This window comes from Streptomyces sp. NPDC017095, from assembly GCF_044332325.1.
Classification (GTDB): domain Bacteria; phylum Actinomycetota; class Actinomycetes; order Streptomycetales; family Streptomycetaceae; genus Streptomyces.
This window is the reverse complement of record NZ_JBIROU010000010.1, coordinates 1-17,821: the sequence shown is the minus strand read 5'-3', so window position 1 is coordinate 17,821 and position 17,821 is coordinate 1. Positions and strand designations below refer to the sequence as shown.

Here is a 17,821-nt window from a genome sequence, read left to right as displayed (position 1 = left end):
CCAGGGCCTTTCTCCTGGTGTAGACAGCCGGCGAGGACGGGACCGTGAGGATGGAGCAGGCCAGGGCCGGTGAGTACGACGCGTTCGTGGCGGCCCGCTGGTCGGTGTTGTTCCATCTGGCCCGTCTGCTCACCGGGGGCGACCGGCACCGTGCCGAGGACTTGTTGCAGGAGTCCCTGGTCAAGCTGTGGTTCGTCTGGCCGAAGGTCGCCGACGAGGCGCCGGAGGCCTATGTGCGCAAGGTGCTGGCGCGGGCCGCGGCCCGCTCGGCCCGCCGCCGCTGGTGGGGTGAGCGGCCCGTGGAGGAGCTGCCCGAGACGGCGGCGGCCGGGGATCTGTCGGCCGCCGTCGCCGAGCGCTCCCGGCTGGAGGCGGCGCTCGCCCGGCTGACCCCGCGCCAGCGGGCCGCCGTCGTGCTGCGCTACTACCAGGACCTGCCCGACCGGCAGGTCGCCGAGACCCTGGGCTGCCCGGTGGGCACGGCCCGGTCCCATGCCGCGCGCGGGGTGGCCCGGCTGCGCCGGCTGCTGGCCGACGTCACCGAGCCGGTGGGGTGAGGGAGAGCCCGTGGACCGCATGGACCAGACCGATCACGACGATCACATGGATCACACCGATCACCTCGGTCACCCGGGTGATCACCGAGATCACTTCGAGCCCGCGCATCCGTTCGGGCCCGCGGATTCCTTGGAGCCCGGGGATCACTTCGGGCCCGCGGATTCCTTCGAACCCGCCGATCACTTCGAGCGGCGGCTGACGCGGCTCATGCAACAGGACCGGCAGCCGGCGCCCTTCGAACCCCGGCACCGGGAGGCGCTGCGGGCCGGGGTGCGGGCCCGGCGCCGGGTGCGCGCGGCGCGCCGGGCCGCCGGTTCCGTACTGGCGGTGGCCGGGCTCGGCATGGCCCTGCTGCTGTGGCCGCCCGGCCCCGCCGGCGACCGGCCCGCCGCGCCCGCGCCGCCCCTGACCAGTCCGGGACCGACCCCGCCCGCCACCCCGTCCGCCACCCCGTCCGCCACTCCGTCCGCGCCGCCGTCCCGGACGCCGTCCTCCCCGGAGTCCGTGACACCGACGTACCCGCCCGCGCCGGGCCGCACCCGGGGCACCTCCGAGCCGCCGGACGGCACGGCCACCGCCACGGACCGGCCGCCGTCCGCCACGGCCACCGCCCGCGCCGGCGGCACCACCACGGCGCCGGCCACCCCACCCGCCGGCACGCCCACCGGGCCGTCGGGGGAACCGTCGGACGGGCCGTCGTCGACGGCTCCCCCGGCCGGCTAGCCCGCGTCCCTCCGCCCGACCCGTGTGCCCGCGGCCCGCCCGGCACACCAGAACCAACGGGGAATCACGTGACCCACATCCGACCCAGCCGGCCGCCGGCGCCCCGGCGCACCCCCCGGGCCGCCCCTGTGCGGGCGGCCCACGCGGACCCCGTCCTGGACGTGGCCGTACCGGTGTTCAACGAGGAGAAGGACCTGGAGCCCAACGTCCGCCGGCTGCACACGCACCTGCGGGACACCTTCCCCTACCCGTTCCGCATCACCATCGCCGACAACGCGAGCACCGACCGCACCCCGGCCATCGCCGCCCGGCTGGCCGGCGAACTCACCGAGGTGACCTCGCTGCGGCTGCCCGAGAAGGGCCGCGGCCGGGCGCTGCGGGCCGCCTGGTCGGCCTCCCGGGCGCCCGTGCTGGCGTATCTGGACGTGGACCTGTCCACCGGGCTCGCCGCGCTGCTGCCGCTGGTCGCCCCGCTGATCTCGGGCCACTCCGACCTGGCCATCGGCACCCGGCTGGCGCCCGGGTCGCGAGTGGTGCGCGGGACCAAGCGCGAGGTGATATCCCGCTGTTACAACGTCCTGCTGCGCTGCACCCTCGCGGTCGGCTTCTCCGACGCGCAGTGCGGTTTCAAGGCGGTACGGCGCGAGACCGCCGAGCGGCTGCTGCCGCTGGTGCGGGACGGGGAGTGGTTCTTCGACACCGAGCTGCTGGTGCTCGCCGAGCGGGCGGGCCTGCGCATCCACGAGGTGCCGGTGGACTGGGTCGACGACCCGGACAGCAGCGTCGACCTGCTGGCCACGGCGCTCGCGGACCTGCGCGGGATCGTCCGGATGCGGCGCACCCTGGCCCGCCGCCGCCCGGGCCCGGTGGTCCGGTGACCGCGACCCTGCCCGGCATACGGCCCCCGGCCGCCCCGCCCGCGCCCGGCTCCCGGGCACGGGCCGCCGCCCGCCGGCACGGACCGGTCCTCGCCGTGTTCGGCACGCTGAAACTGGCCGGCTTCTGCTCCTTCATGTACCTGCTGTCCGCCACCGGGGACTACCGCGCCAAGCACCCGCGGTTCGGCGGCGGCGCGCACGCCTGGGACGTGCTGGCCACCTGGGACGGCTGGTGGTACCAGCAGATCGCGCTGCACGGCTACGACCCGAAGCTGGTCCCGGTCCCGGGCGCCACCGGCCTGATCACGCTGGAGGGCAACTCGGCGGCGTTCTTCCCGCTCTACCCGGCCCTGATCCGGCTCGCCTCGGCGGTCACCGGCCTCGGCTCGTACGGCGCCGGGCTGCTGGTCTCGGTCGTCGCCTCCTTCGCCGCCGCCCTGGGCGTCTACGCCGTCGCCGAGCGGTTCGGCGGCCGGCGGGCCGGGTTCGCGGCGGCCGGGCTGTGGGCGGTGTGGCCGGGCTCGGGCGTGGAGTGGGCGGTCTACTCCGACTCCCTCTACGTGGCCCTGGCCGCCTGGGCCTGCCACGCCGTCCTGACCCGCCGCTGGCTCACCGCCGGGGTGCTCGCCTTCGCGGCCGGCCTCAACCGGCCCACGGCCGGCGCGCTGATCGCCGCGCTCGCCGTGGCCGCGCTGCTCGCCCTGCGCCGCCGCGAGGACGGGGTGCTGCGCCCGGTGCTGGCCATGGCGATCGCACCGCTCGGACTGCTCGGCTACCTGCTCTGGGTCGGCGACCGCATGGGCGACCCGGGCGGCTACTTCAAGCTCCAGTCGGGCGCCTGGGCGCACAGCTTCGACTACGGCGCACAGACCCTGGACGTGCTGACGTCCGTGCCCGTGGGCAAGTTCGACTACCTCTTCGCCTACCCCTTCGCGGACGTCATCTCGGTCGGGGTCATCCTGCTGGCCTGCGCGCTGCTGCCGCTGCTGCTGCGGCTGCGCCCGCCGGCCGTGCTGGTGCTGTACACCGTCCTCACGCTCGCCCTGGTCCTCGGCAGCCAGCAGATCGTCGCCAACATCTCCCGCTATCTGCTGCCGTGCTTCCCGCTGTTCCTGCCGCTCGCGGTCGCCATGCGCCGGCTGAGCCTGCCGGTGCAGTGCACCCTGCTGGGCATCGCGGCCCTGGCCTCCGGCTCGTACGCCGGCTACGCCCTGTTCGAGCTGGGCGTGCCGTGATCCCGCCTGGCGGACAGCGTCTTGACGGCGCGCACGGCCGGCTGGCACCGTCCTGTGATCATGAGGCCTGCCACGGAACACGCACGCGCGCACCTCGCGCTCGTGGCGCGGCGGCACGTGGATCTGTGCCGGCAGTCCAGCGCCCTGTGTCGCTGAGCCGCGCCCCCGCTCCCTCTGCTCTGCTGCCTCTGCTGCCTCTTCTCCCCTCCTTCACCTCGCCGTGCCCCGCCCCGGGGCACGGCCGTTTCGAGGATCTCGCATGTCCGACATATCCCGCCGCACGTTCGGCGGTCTGCTCGGCGGCGGCGCGGTCTCCACCGTCGCCGGCCCCGCGACCGCCGCCCAGGCCGCCCCCGCCGAGCAGCCCTTCCGCGCCCGCACCGGCGCCTCCCCGGGACGCCGCCCCAACTTCCTGGTCATCCTCGGTGACGACCTCGGCTGGGCCGACCTCTCCTCCTACGGCGCACCGCACATCAAGACGCCGAACCTGGACCGGCTGGCCCGGCAGGGCGTGCGGTTCACCGACGCCTACTCCGGCTCGGCGACCTGCTCGCCGACCCGGTTCAGCCTCTACACCGGCCGCTACCCGGGCCGTACCAAGGGCGGCCTCGCCGAGCCCGTGGCGAACACCTCCCAGGGCCTGGACCCGAGCCATCCGACCCTCGCCTCGCTGCTGAAGAAGGCCGGCTACGACACGGCCCTCATCGGCAAGTGGCACTGCGGCTGGCTGCCCGACTACAGCCCCACCAAGTCCGGCTGGGACGAGTTCTTCGGCAACTTCGGCGGTGTGCTGGAGTACTTCTCCAAGCTGGGCCAGCTCGGCACCTACGACCTGTACGAGGGCGACGCCGAGTACCGCGACCTGCGCTACTACACGACCGTGCTGACCGAGCGGGCCGTGGAGTACGTCGGCCGCAGGCACACCCGGCCCTGGCTGCTCAACCTCAACTTCACCACCCCGCACTGGCCCTGGCTCGCCGAGGGCGACGAGGAGACCGGCGCCGAGATCGCCGGCAGGATCCGCGCCGCGCGCACACCCGCGCAGGTCACCGCGGCCCTCAACCACTACGACGGCGGCTCGGTCGCCAAGTACACCGAGATGGTGCAGAGCCTGGACGCGGCCGTCGGGGAGGTGCTGGACGCGCTGCGCCGCTCCGGGCAGGAGGAGAACACCCTGGTGCTGTTCGCCAGCGACAACGGCGGCGAGCGCTGGTCCTACCAGTGGCCGCTGAGCGGCGAGAAGTTCGTCCTCCAGGAGGGCGGCATCCGGGTGCCCACCCTGGTGCGCTGGCCGGCCCGGATCGACGGCCGCCAGGTCAGCCACGAACCGAACTTCTCCCCCGACTGGACCGCGACCCTGCTGGAACTCGGCGGCGCCCGCCCCGACCCCGCCTACCCGCTGGACGGCACCAGCCTCGCCGGCTATCTGCTGCGCGGCGAACGGCTGCCCGAACGCGACCTGTTCTGGCGGGTGCGGGCCAACCGGGCGCTGCGCCGCGGCGGCTGGAAGTACTACCAGGACGCGGCCGGCACCGACCACCTGTACCACCTCGCCGCCGACCTGCGCGAACAGGCCGACCTCGCCCAGGACCGGCCCGAACTGCTGGCCGAGCTGAAGGCGGCCTGGGAGAAGATCGCCAGCGGCCTGCTGCCGTACCCGGGATAGGGCCGGAGGATAAGGCGGCCGGGCGGTCAGGCCAGGCTGTCCCGCCACGCCTGGTGGAGGTCCGCGAACCGGCCGGTCGCGGCGATGAGGTCGGCCGGGCGGCCGTCCTCGACGACGCGGCCGTGCTCCATCACCAGCACCCGGTCCGCGATCTCCACCGTGGACAGCCGGTGGGCGATCACCACGGCGGTGCGGCCCCGCAGCACCGTCGACATCGCCCGCTGCACCGCCCGCTCGCCCGGCACGTCCAGCGAGCTGGTCGCCTCGTCCAGGATCAGCACCGCCGGGTCGGCGAGCAGGGCCCGGGCGAAGGCGACAAGCTGGCGCTGCCCGGCGGAGACGCGCCCGCCGCGCTTGCGGACGTCGGTGTCGTAGCCGTCGGGCAGCGCGCTGATGAACTCGTGCGCGCCGATCGCCTTCGCGGCCCGCTCGATCTCCTCCCGGGTGGCGTCGGGCCGGCCGATGGCGATGTTGTCGGCGACCGTGCCGGAGAACAGGAACGCCTCCTGCGTCACCATGACGACCCCGCGCCGCAGTTCGGGCGTCGACAGCTCGCGCAGGTCCACGCCGTCGAGCAGCACGCGCCCGGCGGAGGGGTCGTAGAACCGGGCGAGCAGCTTGGCCAGGGTGGACTTGCCCGCGCCGGTGGAGCCGACGACCGCGACCGTCTGTCCGGCGGGCAGCGTGAGGTCGAAGCGGGGCAGCACCTCGCCGCCGGTGCGGTAGCCGAACCGGACGCCGTCGAAGACGACCTCGCGGCCGGGGAAACCGGGCCGGGCGGGCGGGAGTCCGCGCGGGACGGCCGGTTCCGGCACGGACGGCTCCTGCGCCAGCAGTCCGGCGATCTTCTCCAGGGAGGCGGCGGCCGACTGGTAGGAGTTCAGGAACATGCCGAGCCGGTCGATCGGGTCGTACAGCCGGCGCAGATACAGCACCGCCGCCGCCAGCACGCCCAGCTCCAGCGAGCCGTCCGCCACCCGGTGGGCGCCCCAGAGCACGATCGCCGCGACCGCCGTGTTGGCCACCAGCCGGGAGCCGGTCACATAGCGGGCCATCTCCAGCAGCGCGTCGCCGTTGCTGCGTTCGTGGCGGGTGTTGAGCACCGCGAAATCGGCGTCGTTGGCGGCCTCCCGGCGGAAGGCGCGCACCGGCCGGATGCCGTTCACCGTCTCCACGAACTTCACGATCACCGCGGCGATCGCCGTGGACCGCACCCCGTACACCCGTCCCGCGCGCCGCTGGTAGAGCCGGACGAGCAGGTACAGCGGGACGAGGGAGGCGACCGCGAGCCCGCCGAGGCCGGGGTCCAGCCAGAGCAGCATGGCCGCGATGTAGACGAAGGACAGGATGACGGACACCAGTTCGTGGAGCCCGTCGTCGAGGAGTTCGCGCAGCGACTCGACGTCCGTGGTGGACCGGGAGATCAGCCGCCCGGAGGTGTACCGCTCGTGGAAGTCGATGCTCAGCGCCTGCGCGTGCCGGAAGATCCGGCCCCGCAGGTCCAGCAGCACGTCCTGGCTGACCCGCGCGGAGGTCTCGACGAAGGCGGACTGGAGCCCGCCGGAGGCGAGGGCGCACAGCAGGTAGCCGACGGCGACCGCGATCAGCGGGCCGTGCCGGTCGTCCCGGACCGCGGGTACGGCGGTGTCGATGGCGTAGGCCACCAGCAGCGGGCCGGCCTGCGCCGCGGCCTGCTGGACCAGCAGCAGGACGGAGGTGAGCGCGACCCGGGCCTTCATGGGCGCGAGCAGCGAGCGCAGCAGGGCGGCGGTGGCGCCGGGCGGCGCGGGCAGGACGTCCTGCTCGAAGGAGTCGTCCGCACCGCCGGTGCCGTCCGGGCCACCCGTGCCGACCGGACCGCCGGTGCCGTCCGGGCCGTCCGGCTGCCGGGAGCGGCCGGGTCCGTCGTCGTCGGACACCGCGGGAGTGGAGGCGGTCGTACTGGTCAACGGGAGTCCTCCTCTTCCCCGGACATCAGATGGGCGTACTCGGCGTTCTCGCGCAGCAGCCGCTGGTGGGTGCCGACGGCCGCGATCCGGCCGCCCGACAGCAGGGCGACCCGGTCGGCGAGCAGCACCGTGGACGGGCGGTGCGCCACGATCAGCGCGGTGGTGTCGGCGAGGACCTGCCGCAGCGCCGCCTCCACGGCGGCCTCCGTGTGCACGTCCAGGGCGGACAGCGGGTCGTCCAGCACCAGGAAGGCGGGCCGGCCGACCACCGCGCGGGCCAGCGCGAGACGCTGGCGCTGGCCGCCGGAGAGGCTGAGGCCCTGCTCGCCCACGCGGGTGTCGGTGCCGTGCGGGAGGGCGTGCGCGAAGCCGGCCTGGGCGATGGCAAGGGCCCGGTCCAGCTCCTCTTTCCCGGCGCCTTCGGGCGCGCCCATGAGCACGTTCTCGCCGACACCGGCGGAGAAGAGCGTGGGTTCCTCGAAGGCCACGGCGACCCGGGTGCGCAGCTCCGCGCGGGACATCGCCCGGATGTCCACGCCGTCGAGCGTGATCCGGCCGGAGGTGACCTCGTACAGCCGGGGGACGAGGGCGGTGAGGGTGGTCTTGCCGCTGCCGGTGGCGCCGACCAGGGCCATGGACTCGCCGGGGCGGATGTGCAGGTCGATCCGGGCGAGGAGGGGCGGCGAGCCGGCGGGCGCGTCGGGGTACCGGAACGAGACACCCTCGAACCGCAGCCCCTTGCCGCCCCCGCCTCCCGCCGTGGCCGGAGCCGCCGGGGCCGGGCCCTGATCCGCCGGGTCCGCCGTGGCCGGGTCCCCCGGCGTCAGGACCGCGGTGTCCTCCGGGGGTTCGTCCATCACCTCGAAGTAGCGTTCCGTGGCGGTCGCCGCCTCCTGGCTCATCGCCAGCAGGAACCCGATGGAGTCGACCGGCCAGCGCAGCGCGAGCGCGGTGCTGAGGAAGGCGACCAGCGTGCCCGCGGACAGGCCGCCGTCGGCCACCCGGACCGTGCCCAGCACCAGCGCCGCCCCGATCGCGATCTCGGGCAGGCCCACGATGACGCCCCAGATGACGGCCAGCAGACGCGCCTTGCGCAGCTCGGTGCCGCGGAGCCGGGCCGACAGCGCGCGGAACGCGCGCTCCTGGCTGCGGTGGCGGCCGAACCCCTTGACGACCCGGATGCCGAGCACGCTCTCCTCGACCACCGTCGTCAGGTCCCCGACCTGGTCCTGGGCGCGCCGCGCCACCCGCGCGTACCGCCCCTCGAAGACCACGCAGGTCCACAGCACGGGCAGGGCGGGCCCGAGGACGACCAGTCCCAGCAGCCAGTCCTGCATCAGCATGATGACCAGGCCGACGAGGATCGTCACCGCGTTGACCAGCAGGAAGGTCAGCGGGAAGGCGAGGAACATGCGCAGCAGCATCAGGTCGGTGGTGGCGCGCGAGAGCAGTTGCCCGGAGGCCCAGCGGTCGTGGAAGGCGACCGGCAGGCGCTGCAGCCGGCGGTAGAGGGCGGCCCGCATCTCCGCCTCCACGTGCGACAGCGGCCGGGCCACGAGCCAGCGCCGGACGCCGAACAGGACCGCCTCGGCGAGGCCGAGCAGGAGCAGGTACAGCGCGCCGAGCCGGATGCCCGCCGGGTCCCGGCTCGCGACCGGCCCGTCGACCAGCCACTTCAGCACGAGCGGGATGACCAGTCCGGTACAGGAGGCGACGATCGCGACGAACGCGGCGGTGAACAGCCGCGCGCGGACGGGGCGGACGTACGGCCACAGCCGCAGCAGGGTGCGGACGGCGGACCGGTCGGCGGAACGGTCGGCGGTCGCGGGTGTCGTGGACATCAGTCCGGAGCGTACGGACCGCCGCCCGCGTCGCCCACCGAGTTTTGGCCGGACCCCGCTCAACAGGCCGTCGCTTACCAACAGTTCGCATACCGAACCCGAACATCCGGTCAACGAACCGTTTCCGGCCAACTTTCTGACGCGGTCCTGACAGACCGGGAGATCCCCTGCCACTCTTCCCAGGCCGACTCACAGCGACCCCACAGCTTCCGCACACCTGTGCGGGCCGGTCGAGCGCGCACCTGGTTCCGCGTAACGCCCTGTTCTGCCCGGACGCCCGAACCCACCGTCCGGTCTCCCCTGGCCGCGCGACCCGCGGTCATGCAGAAGGAGTCAGTGTTGAGAAGCAGTTCCTCTCGCGGACGCACCCCCCACGCAGCCCGGCGCCACCCGGCGCACCGCCGCACCGCCGCCGTCGCCCTCGCGGGCGTCACCGCCCTGATCGCCGCCGCCGTCCAGGCGGGCGCGGCCACCGCCGCCCCGGCTCAGCCGCGAGCCGGGCAGACCGGCTCCGCCCACGCGGCGCTCCGGCTCAGCCCCTCGCAGCGGGCCGAGCTGATGCGGGACGCCGACGCCGGCAAGGCCGCCGCGGCCCGGGCGATCGGCCTGGGCGGCCAGGAGAAGCTGGTCGTCAAGGACGTGGTCAAGGACGGCGACGGCACGCTGCACACCCGGTACGAGCGGACGTACGCGGGGCTGCCGGTGCTCGGCGGCGACCTGGTCGTGACCACCGCGCGGTCCGGCAAGACCATGGAGGTGGTCCGGGCCACGAACGCCACGCTGAAGGTCCCCGGGCTCACCCCGGCCGTCCCCGCGGCCGCCGCCGAGCGGCAGGCCGTGCGGCGGGCGGAGGCGCTCGGCGGGACCCGGACGGCCGCGGACAGCGTCCGCAAGGTGATCTGGGCGGCCACCGGCAAGCCCGCGCTGGCCTACGAGACCGTGGTCGGCGGGCTCCAGGAGGACGGCACGCCGAACCGGCTGCACGTCGTCACCGACGCGGCCACCGGCAAGAAGCTGCACGAGTACCAGGGCATCGAGACCGGCACCGGCAACACCCAGTACAGCGGCCAGGTCGCGCTGACCACGACCCAGTCCGGCTCGGCGTACACGCTCACCGACGGGGCGCGCGGCGGCCACAAGACGTACAACCTGAACCGGGGCACCTCCGGCACCGGCACCCTGTTCTCGCAGTCCTCGGACACCTGGGGCAACGGGACCGCGTCGAACGCCGCCACCGCGGGCGCGGACGCCCACTACGGCGCGGCGCTCACCTGGGACTTCTACAAGTCCGCCTTCGGCCGCACCGGCATCAAGAACAACGGCGTCGGCGCCTACTCCCGCGTCCACTACGGCAACGCGTACGTCAACGCCTTCTGGGACGACAGCTGCTTCTGCATGACCTACGGCGACGGCACCGGCAACACCAAGCCGCTGACCTCGCTGGACGTGGCCGGCCACGAGATGAGCCACGGGGTCACCTCGGCCACCGCGAACCTCAACTACAGCGGGGAATCCGGCGGTCTGAACGAGGCGACCAGCGACATCATGGCCGCGGGTGTGGAGTTCTCCGCGAACAACACCACCGACCCCGGCGACTACCTCGTCGGCGAGAAGATCGACATCAACGGCAACGGCACCCCGCTGCGCTACATGGACAAGCCCAGCAAGGACGGCGCGTCCAAGGACAACTGGTACTCGGGTATCGGCGGCGTCGACGTGCACTACTCGTCGGGTCCGGCGAACCACTTCTTCTACCTGCTGAGCGAGGGCAGCGGCGCCAAGGTCGTGAACGGCGTCAGCTACAACTCGCCCACCGCGGACGGGCTTCCGGTCACCGGCATCGGCCGGGACAAGGCGCTGCAGATCTGGTACCGGGCGCTGACCACCAAGTGGACGTCCACCACGAACTACGCGGGCGCCCGCACCGGCACCCTCGCGGCGGCCGGCGAGCTGTACGGCACCACGAGCGCGGAGTACAAGGCGGTGCAGGACGCCTGGGCGGGCATCGCGGTCGGCTCCCGCTCCGGTGGCGGGGGCGGCGGCGGCACGTCGTACGAGAGCACCACGCCGGTGGCCATCCCGGACAACGGACCGGCCGTCACCTCCGACATCGCCGTCTCCGGGCGGACCGGGAACGCGCCGGCCGCGCTCCAGGTGAGCGTGGACATCGCGCACACCTGGCGGGGCGACCTGGTGATCGACCTCGTCGGCCCCTCGGGCACCGCCTACCGGCTGAAGAACGCCAGCTCCTCGGACTCGGCGGACGACGTGTCCGAGACCTACACGGTCAACGCCTCGGCGGAACCGGCCAACGGCACCTGGAAGCTGCGCGTCCAGGATCAGGCCACCTACGACACGGGAACGATCAACGGCTGGAAGCTGACGTTCCCGTAAGCAACGCCTCGTCAGGCCGGTGATCACGGCGCTGCCCGGGGGCTCGACACCTTCGGGCAACACCCGTTCATCCCGGTGAAACATTCACCTGAACGTCGATTTCCAGCCAACATCACTTCAGGGTCATGACATGTACGCGGCCCTGATGTCACTCTCTCTCCACCCGCCGCAGCACCCACGCCACACACTCCGGCCAGTGACCCCACGCTGACCGGACTCCCCCACGAAGGAGCTTGCGTGAGCCCCCTCTACACGCGTCACAAGCGCAGCATGCTGGCCATCGCCACCGCTGTCGCCGCCGGAGCCCTCCTCGCCACCGGTGTGACCACCAGCGCCAGCGCCCAGACCCCGGCCGGCGCCGCGGCGAAGCCCCTGGCCGCCGCCCCGACCACGCTGTCCGCCGCGGCCCGCACCACCCTGATACAGAAGGCCCAGGCCGGCGCGGCCGACACCGCGCGGAGCATCGGCCTCGGCGCCAAGGAGAAGCTGGTCGTCAAGGACGTCGTCAAGGACGTCGACGGCACCGTCCACACCCGCTACGAGCGCACCTACGCGGGCCTCCCGGTACTCGGCGGCGACCTGATCGTCCACACCGCCAAGTCCGGCAAGACCGAGGGCGTCACCAAGGCGACCAAGCAGGCCGTCAAGGTGGCCTCGCTCAAGCCGCAGATCAGCGCCGCCCACGCCGAGAAGCAGGCGGTGTCCGCCGCCAAGACCCTCGGCTCCGCGAAGACCACCGCGGACGGCGCCCGCAAGGTCATCTGGGCCGGTTCCGGCAAGCCCGTCCTCGCCTACGAGACCGTCGTCGGCGGCCTCCAGGACGACGGCACCCCGAACCAGCTGCACGTCATCACCGACGCGGCCACCGGCAAGAAGCTCTACGAGTACCAGGGCATCGAGAACGCGACCGGCAAGACGCTGTACTCCGGCACGGTCACCCTCAACTCGGTGCAGTCGGGCTCGACGTACCAGCTCACCGACAGCGCGCGGGGCAGCCACAAGACGTACAACCTGGCCCGCAAGACGTCCGGCACGGGCACCCTGGTGGCCAGCTCCACCAACGTCTTCGGCACCGGCACCGCCTCCACCTCCTCCTCCGACCAGACCGCGGCGGCCGACGCCGCCTACGGCGCGGGCGTGACCTGGGACTTCTACAAGAACACCTTCGGCCGCAACGGCATCAAGAACAACGGTGTCGGCGCCTACTCCCGCGTCCACTACGGCAACGCGTACGTCAACGCCTTCTGGGACGACAGCTGCTTCTGCATGACCTACGGCGACGGCTCCGGCAACGCGGACCCGCTGACCTCGCTGGACGTGGCCGGCCACGAGATGAGCCACGGCGTCACCTCGAACACCGCGGGCCTGAACTACTCCGGCGAGTCCGGCGGCCTGAACGAGGCCACCTCCGACATCTTCGGCACCGGCGTGGAGTTCTACGCGAACAACGCCAGCGACCCCGGTGACTACCTCATCGGCGAGAAGATCGACATCAACGGCGACGGCTCCCCGCTGCGCTACATGGACAAGCCCAGCAAGGACGGCGGCTCGTCGGACTACTGGTCCTCCTCCGTCGGCGGCAAGGACGTGCACTACTCGTCCGGCGTCGCGAACCACTTCTTCTACCTCCTGGCGGAGGGCAGCGGTTCGAAGACGATCAACGGTGTGACCTACAACTCGCCGACGTACAACGGCTCCACGGTCACCGGCATCGGCCGCGCCAAGGCGCTGCAGATCTGGTACAAGGCGCTCACCACGTACATGACGTCGACGACCAACTACAAGGCCGCCCGCACGGCGACCCTGAACGCGGCGTCCGCGCTGTACGGCTCGTCCAGCGCCGAGTACAACGCGGTGGCGGCGGCCTGGTCGGCGGTCAACGTCAGCTAGTCGCACCCCTTTCCGGCCGAGGGCGGCACCCGGGACCGACCGGTCCCGGGTGCCGCCCTACCCTTGTGACCCATGTCCTCGGCGCCCTTCACCTACGAGCCGGTCGGCGCGACCCGCGACGACCTGGCCTTCTGTCCGCCCGGCTTCCACCCCCTGCTCGTCCGCACCCGCCTCGGCGAGGGAGCGGCGGTGTTCCAGCGGGCCGCCGAGGCGGTCCTGACCTGGGAGATGCACCGGGCCCTGGGCGTCGGCATCGACGCCGGCGCCGACCGCGCGGCCCCCGGGGTCGACATCACCGTCACCCTGGCCGGCCTCGTCAAGGCCCCCTGCCGCATCATCTGGACGGCGGAGGAACCCCGCCGCGCCGGCTGGGCCTACGGCACCCTCGAAGGCCACCCCGAGTGCGGCGAGGAGGCCTTCGTGGTGGACCGCACCGGCGACGGCACCGTCTGGCTCACGGTGGCCGCGTTCAGCAAGGCGGCGAAGTGGTACGCCCGGGCCGGCGGCCCGGCCACCCGCGGCCTCCAGCACGCCTACGCCCGCCGGTGCGGCAAGGTGCTCAGGGAACTGGCCACCCGGGGGTCCGAGGACTGAGGCTCACCGCAGCACCATCCCCGCCCCCTCCACCACCTCCTGCGACGGCACCGTGACCAGACCCGGCTCCGCCGGGGAGGCGAGCAGGCGGTGCGTGGGCAGGATGCGGACCGTGTAGCCGTAGGGGCCGGTGCGGTCCAGGGAGAGCGGGCCCTCGTACAGCACGCGGCCCTCCAGGTCGGGCGGGCCGGCCGGTTTCAGCGGCACCACCGTGGCGTCGGTGATGCGGTCCTCCGCGTCCACCCGGCCGGACACCGCCTGCACCTCCACGTCGTCCGGGGTCAGCTCGCCGAGCGCCACCCGGACCCGCAGCCCCACGGTGGCGCCCAGCTCCGCCGTGGCCGTCGCCGCGGTCGTCCCGGTCGTCTCCACGTGGTCGACGCTCACCGCCGGCCAGGCGGCCCGCACCCGCGCCTTCCACCCGGCCAGGTCCCGGGCGGTGTCCGGGGTCAGCGCCCGGTGCGCGCGGGCGGCGGGCGCGTAGAGCCGGTCGACGTACTCGCGGACCATGCGGCCGGCCAGCACCTTCGGGCCGAGCAGGGACAGCGTCTGGCGGACCATCTCGATCCAGCGGTCCGGCAGCCCGGCCCGCCCGCGCTCGTAGAAACGCGGCGCGATCCGCTGTTCGAGCAGGTCGTACAGGGCCGCCGCCTCGATGTCGTCCCGGCGGTCGGGATCGGTGCCGGCGCCGTCGGCCGTGGGGATGGCCCAGCCGAAGTCCGGCCGGAACCACTCGTCCCACCAGCCGTCCAGCACGGAGAGGTTGAGGCAGCCGTTGAGCGCCGCCTTCATCCCGCTGGTGCCGCACGCCTCCAGCGGCCGCAGCGGGTTGTTCAGCCAGACGTCACAGCCCGGGTAGAGCTTCTGCGCCATCGCCATGCCGTAGTCGGGCAGGAAGACGATCCGGTGCCTGACCCGCGGGTCGTCCGTGAACCGGACCAGCTCCTGCACCAGCCGCTTGCCGCCGTCGTCCGCCGGGTGCGCCTTGCCCGCGACCACGATCTGCACCGGGTGCTCGGGGTGCAGCAGCAGCTCGGTCAGCCGGTCGGGGTCGCGCAGCATCAGCGTCAGCCGCTTGTACGACGGCACCCGGCGCGCGAACCCGATGGTCAGCACGTCCGGATCGAGCACGCCCTCGATCCAGCCCAACTCGGCGTCCCCGGCACCGCGTTGCCGCCAGGACGCGCGCAGCCGCTCGCGCACCTCCAGCACCAGCCGCTCGCGCAGGGTGCGGCGCAGCTCCCAGACGTCCTCGTCCGGGATGTCCGCGACCGAGTCCCAGCGCTCGGAGCCGCCGACGGTCAGCGCGTCCTCGGCCCGCTGGGCGCCGACCTGCCGGGCCCCGAGCCGCAGCACCTCCGGCGCCACCCAGGTCGGCGCGTGCACCCCGTTGGTCACGGAGGTGATCGGCACCTCCTCGGCGTCGAATCCCGGCCAGAGCCCCGCGAACATCTCCCGGCTGACCTGGCCGTGCAGCAGTGAGACGCCGTTGGCGCGCTGGGCCAGCCGCAGTCCCATCACGGCCATGTTGAACAGGTTCGGCTCACCGCCCGGGTAGGTCTCCCGGCCCAGTTCCAGCACGCGCTGCACGTCGATGCCGGGCAGTTCGGCGTCCGGGGCGAAGTGCCGGGCGATCAGCTCCCGGTCGAAGCGGTCGATGCCGGCCGGGACCGGGGTGTGCGTGGTGAACACCGTCCCGGACCGCACGGCCTCCAGCGCCGCGTCGAAGTCCAGCCCTTCCGCGCACAGTTCGGCGATCCGCTCCAGGCCGAGGAACCCGGCGTGGCCCTCGTTGGTGTGGAACACCTCGGGCACCGGGTGCCCGGTGAGCCGGCAGTACGTCCGCACCGCCCGCACACCCCCTATGCCGAGCAGCATCTCCTGGAGCAGCCGGTGCTCGCTGCCGCCGCCGTAGAGCCGGTCGGTGACCCCGCGTTCGCCGAGGTCGTTCTCCTCCACGTCCGAGTCGAGCAGCAGCAGCGGCACCCGGCCGACCTGCGCCAGCCAGATCCGGGCGTGCAGCGCCTTGCCGCCGGGCAGCGCCAGCGAGACCTGGGCGAGGGTGCCGTCGGCCTCCTCGAGCTGGGTGAGGGGCAGCTCGTTGGGGTCCAGCACCGGGTAGTGCTCCTGCTGCCAGCCGTCCCGGGAGAGGGTCTGCCGGAAGTACCCGTGCCGGTACAGCAGTCCCACGCCGATCAGCGGCACCCCCAGGTCGCTGGCCGCCTTCAGATGGTCGCCGGCGAGGATGCCGAGGCCGCCGGAGTACTGCGGGAGCGCGGCCGTGATGCCGAACTCCGGGGAGAAATAGGCGACGGCACCGGGCAGGCCGTCGGCCTGTTCCTGGTACCAGCGGTCGCCGGACAGATAGTCGTCGAGGTCGTCGGCGACGGCGGTGAGCCGGCGCAGGAACCTCCGGTCACCGGCCAGTTCGGCCAGCCGGTCGGGCCGCACGCTGCCCAGCAGCCGCACCGGGTCGGCGCCGGCCGCGGCCCACGCCTCGGGGTCGACGGACTGGAACAGGTCGCGCGTCTCCGCATGCCAGGACCAGCGCAGGTTGCGCGCCAGGTCGCTCAGCGGCCGGAGGGGGTCGGGGAGAACGGGACGGACGGTGAACCGACGGATCGCCTTCACATTCCACCTCGGACGCGTTACGGGGTGAGACGCACGTGGTCCGGTCGTGCGTCTCGTCGTCGCCTTCGACGGTAGTGGTTACCGCGCGGTCGGTGGGGACGTACCGGCCTGGGGTGTCGGGGTGCGTCAAGACCCGGTCGCCGGGCACCCGGAAGGAGGAGGGTCTTGTGGAGGGACGTACGCGTGAGTAGTTAACACAGTGCCGGATTGCCCACCCGAACCGGGTGGGAAGGCTCCACCGGTACACATCCCGCACGCGCACCACTGCACCACCGCAGGACCCACCTCCCCACACCCTCCGCCCACACCACCGTTGAAGCGGACAGGAGCGGTCATGCCCGCCAGGCACCACTCGTCACCACCCCCGACACCCGGCAAGACCAAGGCAGCAGGAAAGAAGACGACGGGCAGGAAAGGAGTAACGCCCCCCGGCGCCGCCGCTTCCCCGGCCGCCGGGGAACGGCCCACCGCGCGGGCGGCCACCGCGGTGGGCCGCATCCCCGTGCTCGACGTCCGCCCCGTGGTCCAGCACGGCCGCCGGCCCGCCAAGGCCGTGACCGGCGAGTCCTTCGAGGTGTCCGCCACCGTGTTCCGGGAGGGCCATGACGCCGTCGCGGCCAACGTGGTGCTGCGGGACCCGGCAGGCCGGCCCGGCCCCTGGACGCCGATGCGGGAACTCGCGCCGGGCACCGACCGCTGGGGCGCGACCGTCACGGCGGGCGAACCCGGCCGCTGGACCTACACGGTGGAGGCGTGGTCGGACCCGCTCGCCACCTGGCGGCACCACGCCCGGATCAAGATCCCGGCCGGCATCGACAGCGAGCTGGTCCTGACGGAGGGCGCGCTGCTGTACGAGCGGGCCGCCGCCGGGGTCCCGGAGGCGGACCGGCAGCCGGTCCTGGACGCGGTGGCGGCGCTGCGCGACACCGGCCGGCCGGCCGCCTGGCGCCTGGCGGAGGCCCTGTCGCCGCGGGTGGAGGCGGTGCTGGCCCGTCATCCGCTGCGGGAGCTGGTCACCGCATCCGATCCGATGCCGCTGCTGGTGGAACGCGAACGCGCCCTGTACGGCTCGTGGTACGAGTTCTTCCCCCGCTCCGAGGGCACCGCGGAGCGCCCGCACGGCACGTTCCGCACCGCCGCCCGCCGGCTGCGGCCGATCGCCGAGATGGGCTTCGACGTCGTCTACCTGCCGCCCATCCATCCCATCGGCACCACCTTCCGCAAAGGCCGCAACAACGCCCTGACCGCCGGCCCCGACGACGTCGGCGTGCCCTGGGCCATCGGCTCCCCCGAAGGCGGCCACGACGCCGTCCACCCCGGTCTGGGCACCCTGGACGACTTCGACTTCTTCGTCGCCGAAGCCCGCGAGCTGGGTCTGGAGATCGCGCTCGACTTCGCCCTGCAGTGCTCCCCCGACCACCCCTGGGTGGAGAAACACCCCGAGTGGTTCCACCACCGCCCC

General features: G+C 73.4%; 13 protein-coding genes and 1 pseudogene. 10 read left to right on the top strand and 4 right to left on the bottom strand.

The features are described from left to right. Positions 1 to 50: 50 nt before the first annotated feature. The gene (locus ACH4OA_RS20945; RefSeq protein WP_397943062.1) at positions 51 to 557 is read left to right on the top strand and encodes a SigE family RNA polymerase sigma factor; all 507 of its coding nucleotides are present in this window, start codon (positions 51 to 53) and stop codon (positions 555 to 557) included. Here ACH4OA_RS20945 and ACH4OA_RS20940 read toward each other — a convergent pair. Continuing rightward, positions 538 to 771 (bottom strand): hypothetical protein, encoded by a 234-nt coding sequence (locus ACH4OA_RS20940; RefSeq protein ID WP_397970128.1) that lies wholly within the window; start codon positions 769 to 771, stop codon positions 538 to 540. The two genes, ACH4OA_RS20945 and ACH4OA_RS20940, sit on opposite strands and share 20 nt — an antisense overlap. On the opposite strand from ACH4OA_RS20940, the gene ACH4OA_RS20935 reads away from it, so the two are divergent. The 5 genes and pseudogenes from ACH4OA_RS20935 (at position 766) to ACH4OA_RS20915 (ending at position 5,060) form a co-directional block, all read left to right on the top strand. After that, positions 766 to 1,281: a hypothetical protein gene (locus tag ACH4OA_RS20935; protein ID WP_397970126.1), complete on the top strand. Its 516-nt coding sequence runs from the start codon at positions 766 to 768 to the stop codon at positions 1,279 to 1,281. The genes ACH4OA_RS20940 and ACH4OA_RS20935 overlap by 6 nt on opposite strands. A gap of 77 nt (positions 1,282 to 1,358) precedes the next feature. After that, positions 1,359 to 2,132 (top strand): annotated as a pseudogene (locus ACH4OA_RS20930) (dolichyl-phosphate beta-glucosyltransferase); the annotation flags it as partial. Between the two features lie 23 nt (positions 2,133 to 2,155). Further along, positions 2,156 to 3,394, top strand: coding sequence for a glycosyltransferase family 39 protein (locus tag ACH4OA_RS20925; RefSeq protein ID WP_365874651.1), 1,239 nt, complete (start codon positions 2,156 to 2,158; stop codon positions 3,392 to 3,394). 60 nt (positions 3,395 to 3,454) lie between these two features. Next, entirely contained in the window at positions 3,455 to 3,550 is a 96-nt protein-coding gene (locus tag ACH4OA_RS20920) for a putative leader peptide (RefSeq protein ID WP_365874649.1), read from the top strand. Positions 3,551 to 3,653: 103 nt separating this feature from the next. Next, the gene (locus ACH4OA_RS20915) at positions 3,654 to 5,060 is read left to right on the top strand and encodes a sulfatase (protein WP_397970124.1); all 1,407 of its coding nucleotides are present in this window, start codon (positions 3,654 to 3,656) and stop codon (positions 5,058 to 5,060) included. Between the two features lie 26 nt (positions 5,061 to 5,086). Here ACH4OA_RS20915 and ACH4OA_RS20910 read toward each other — a convergent pair whose 3' ends face one another. Both ACH4OA_RS20910 and ACH4OA_RS20905 read right to left on the bottom strand, forming a co-directional pair. Beyond that, positions 5,087 to 7,009: an ABC transporter ATP-binding protein gene (locus ACH4OA_RS20910; protein ID WP_397948779.1), complete on the bottom strand. Its 1,923-nt coding sequence runs from the start codon at positions 7,007 to 7,009 to the stop codon at positions 5,087 to 5,089. After that, positions 7,006 to 8,850, bottom strand: a complete 1,845-nt coding sequence (locus ACH4OA_RS20905) for an ABC transporter ATP-binding protein (RefSeq protein WP_397970122.1) — start codon at positions 8,848 to 8,850, stop codon at positions 7,006 to 7,008. The genes ACH4OA_RS20910 and ACH4OA_RS20905 overlap by 4 nt, the downstream gene beginning before the upstream one ends. 339 nt (positions 8,851 to 9,189) lie before the next feature. Here ACH4OA_RS20905 and ACH4OA_RS20900 point away from each other — a divergent pair, with 339 nt between their 5' ends. The 3 genes from ACH4OA_RS20900 to ACH4OA_RS20890 all read left to right on the top strand — a co-directional run bounded on the left by ACH4OA_RS20900 (position 9,190) and on the right by ACH4OA_RS20890 (position 13,728). Further along, the gene (locus tag ACH4OA_RS20900; protein WP_397942932.1) at positions 9,190 to 11,244 is read left to right on the top strand and encodes a M4 family metallopeptidase; all 2,055 of its coding nucleotides are present in this window, start codon (positions 9,190 to 9,192) and stop codon (positions 11,242 to 11,244) included. 237 nt (positions 11,245 to 11,481) lie between these two features. After that, complete coding sequence (locus ACH4OA_RS20895; RefSeq protein WP_397942930.1) at positions 11,482 to 13,134, top strand: M4 family metallopeptidase; 1,653 nt, start codon at positions 11,482 to 11,484, stop codon at positions 13,132 to 13,134. A gap of 72 nt (positions 13,135 to 13,206) precedes the next feature. Continuing rightward, a complete protein-coding gene (locus ACH4OA_RS20890; RefSeq protein WP_365874637.1) occupies positions 13,207 to 13,728 on the top strand; it encodes a DUF1990 domain-containing protein in 522 nt (173 codons plus the stop codon). A 3-nt stretch (positions 13,729 to 13,731) separates the two neighbouring features. On the opposite strand, the gene ACH4OA_RS20885 is transcribed toward ACH4OA_RS20890, so the two are convergent. After that, positions 13,732 to 16,359: a glycosyltransferase family 1 protein gene (locus ACH4OA_RS20885; protein WP_365874635.1), complete on the bottom strand. Its 2,628-nt coding sequence runs from the start codon at positions 16,357 to 16,359 to the stop codon at positions 13,732 to 13,734. Positions 16,360 to 16,693: 334 nt separating this feature from the next. Between ACH4OA_RS20885 and ACH4OA_RS20880 the strand changes: the two genes are divergently transcribed. Continuing rightward, positions 16,694 to 17,821 (top strand): maltotransferase domain-containing protein (locus ACH4OA_RS20880; protein WP_397970121.1); only part of this gene is annotated, 1,128 nt, incomplete at its 3' end.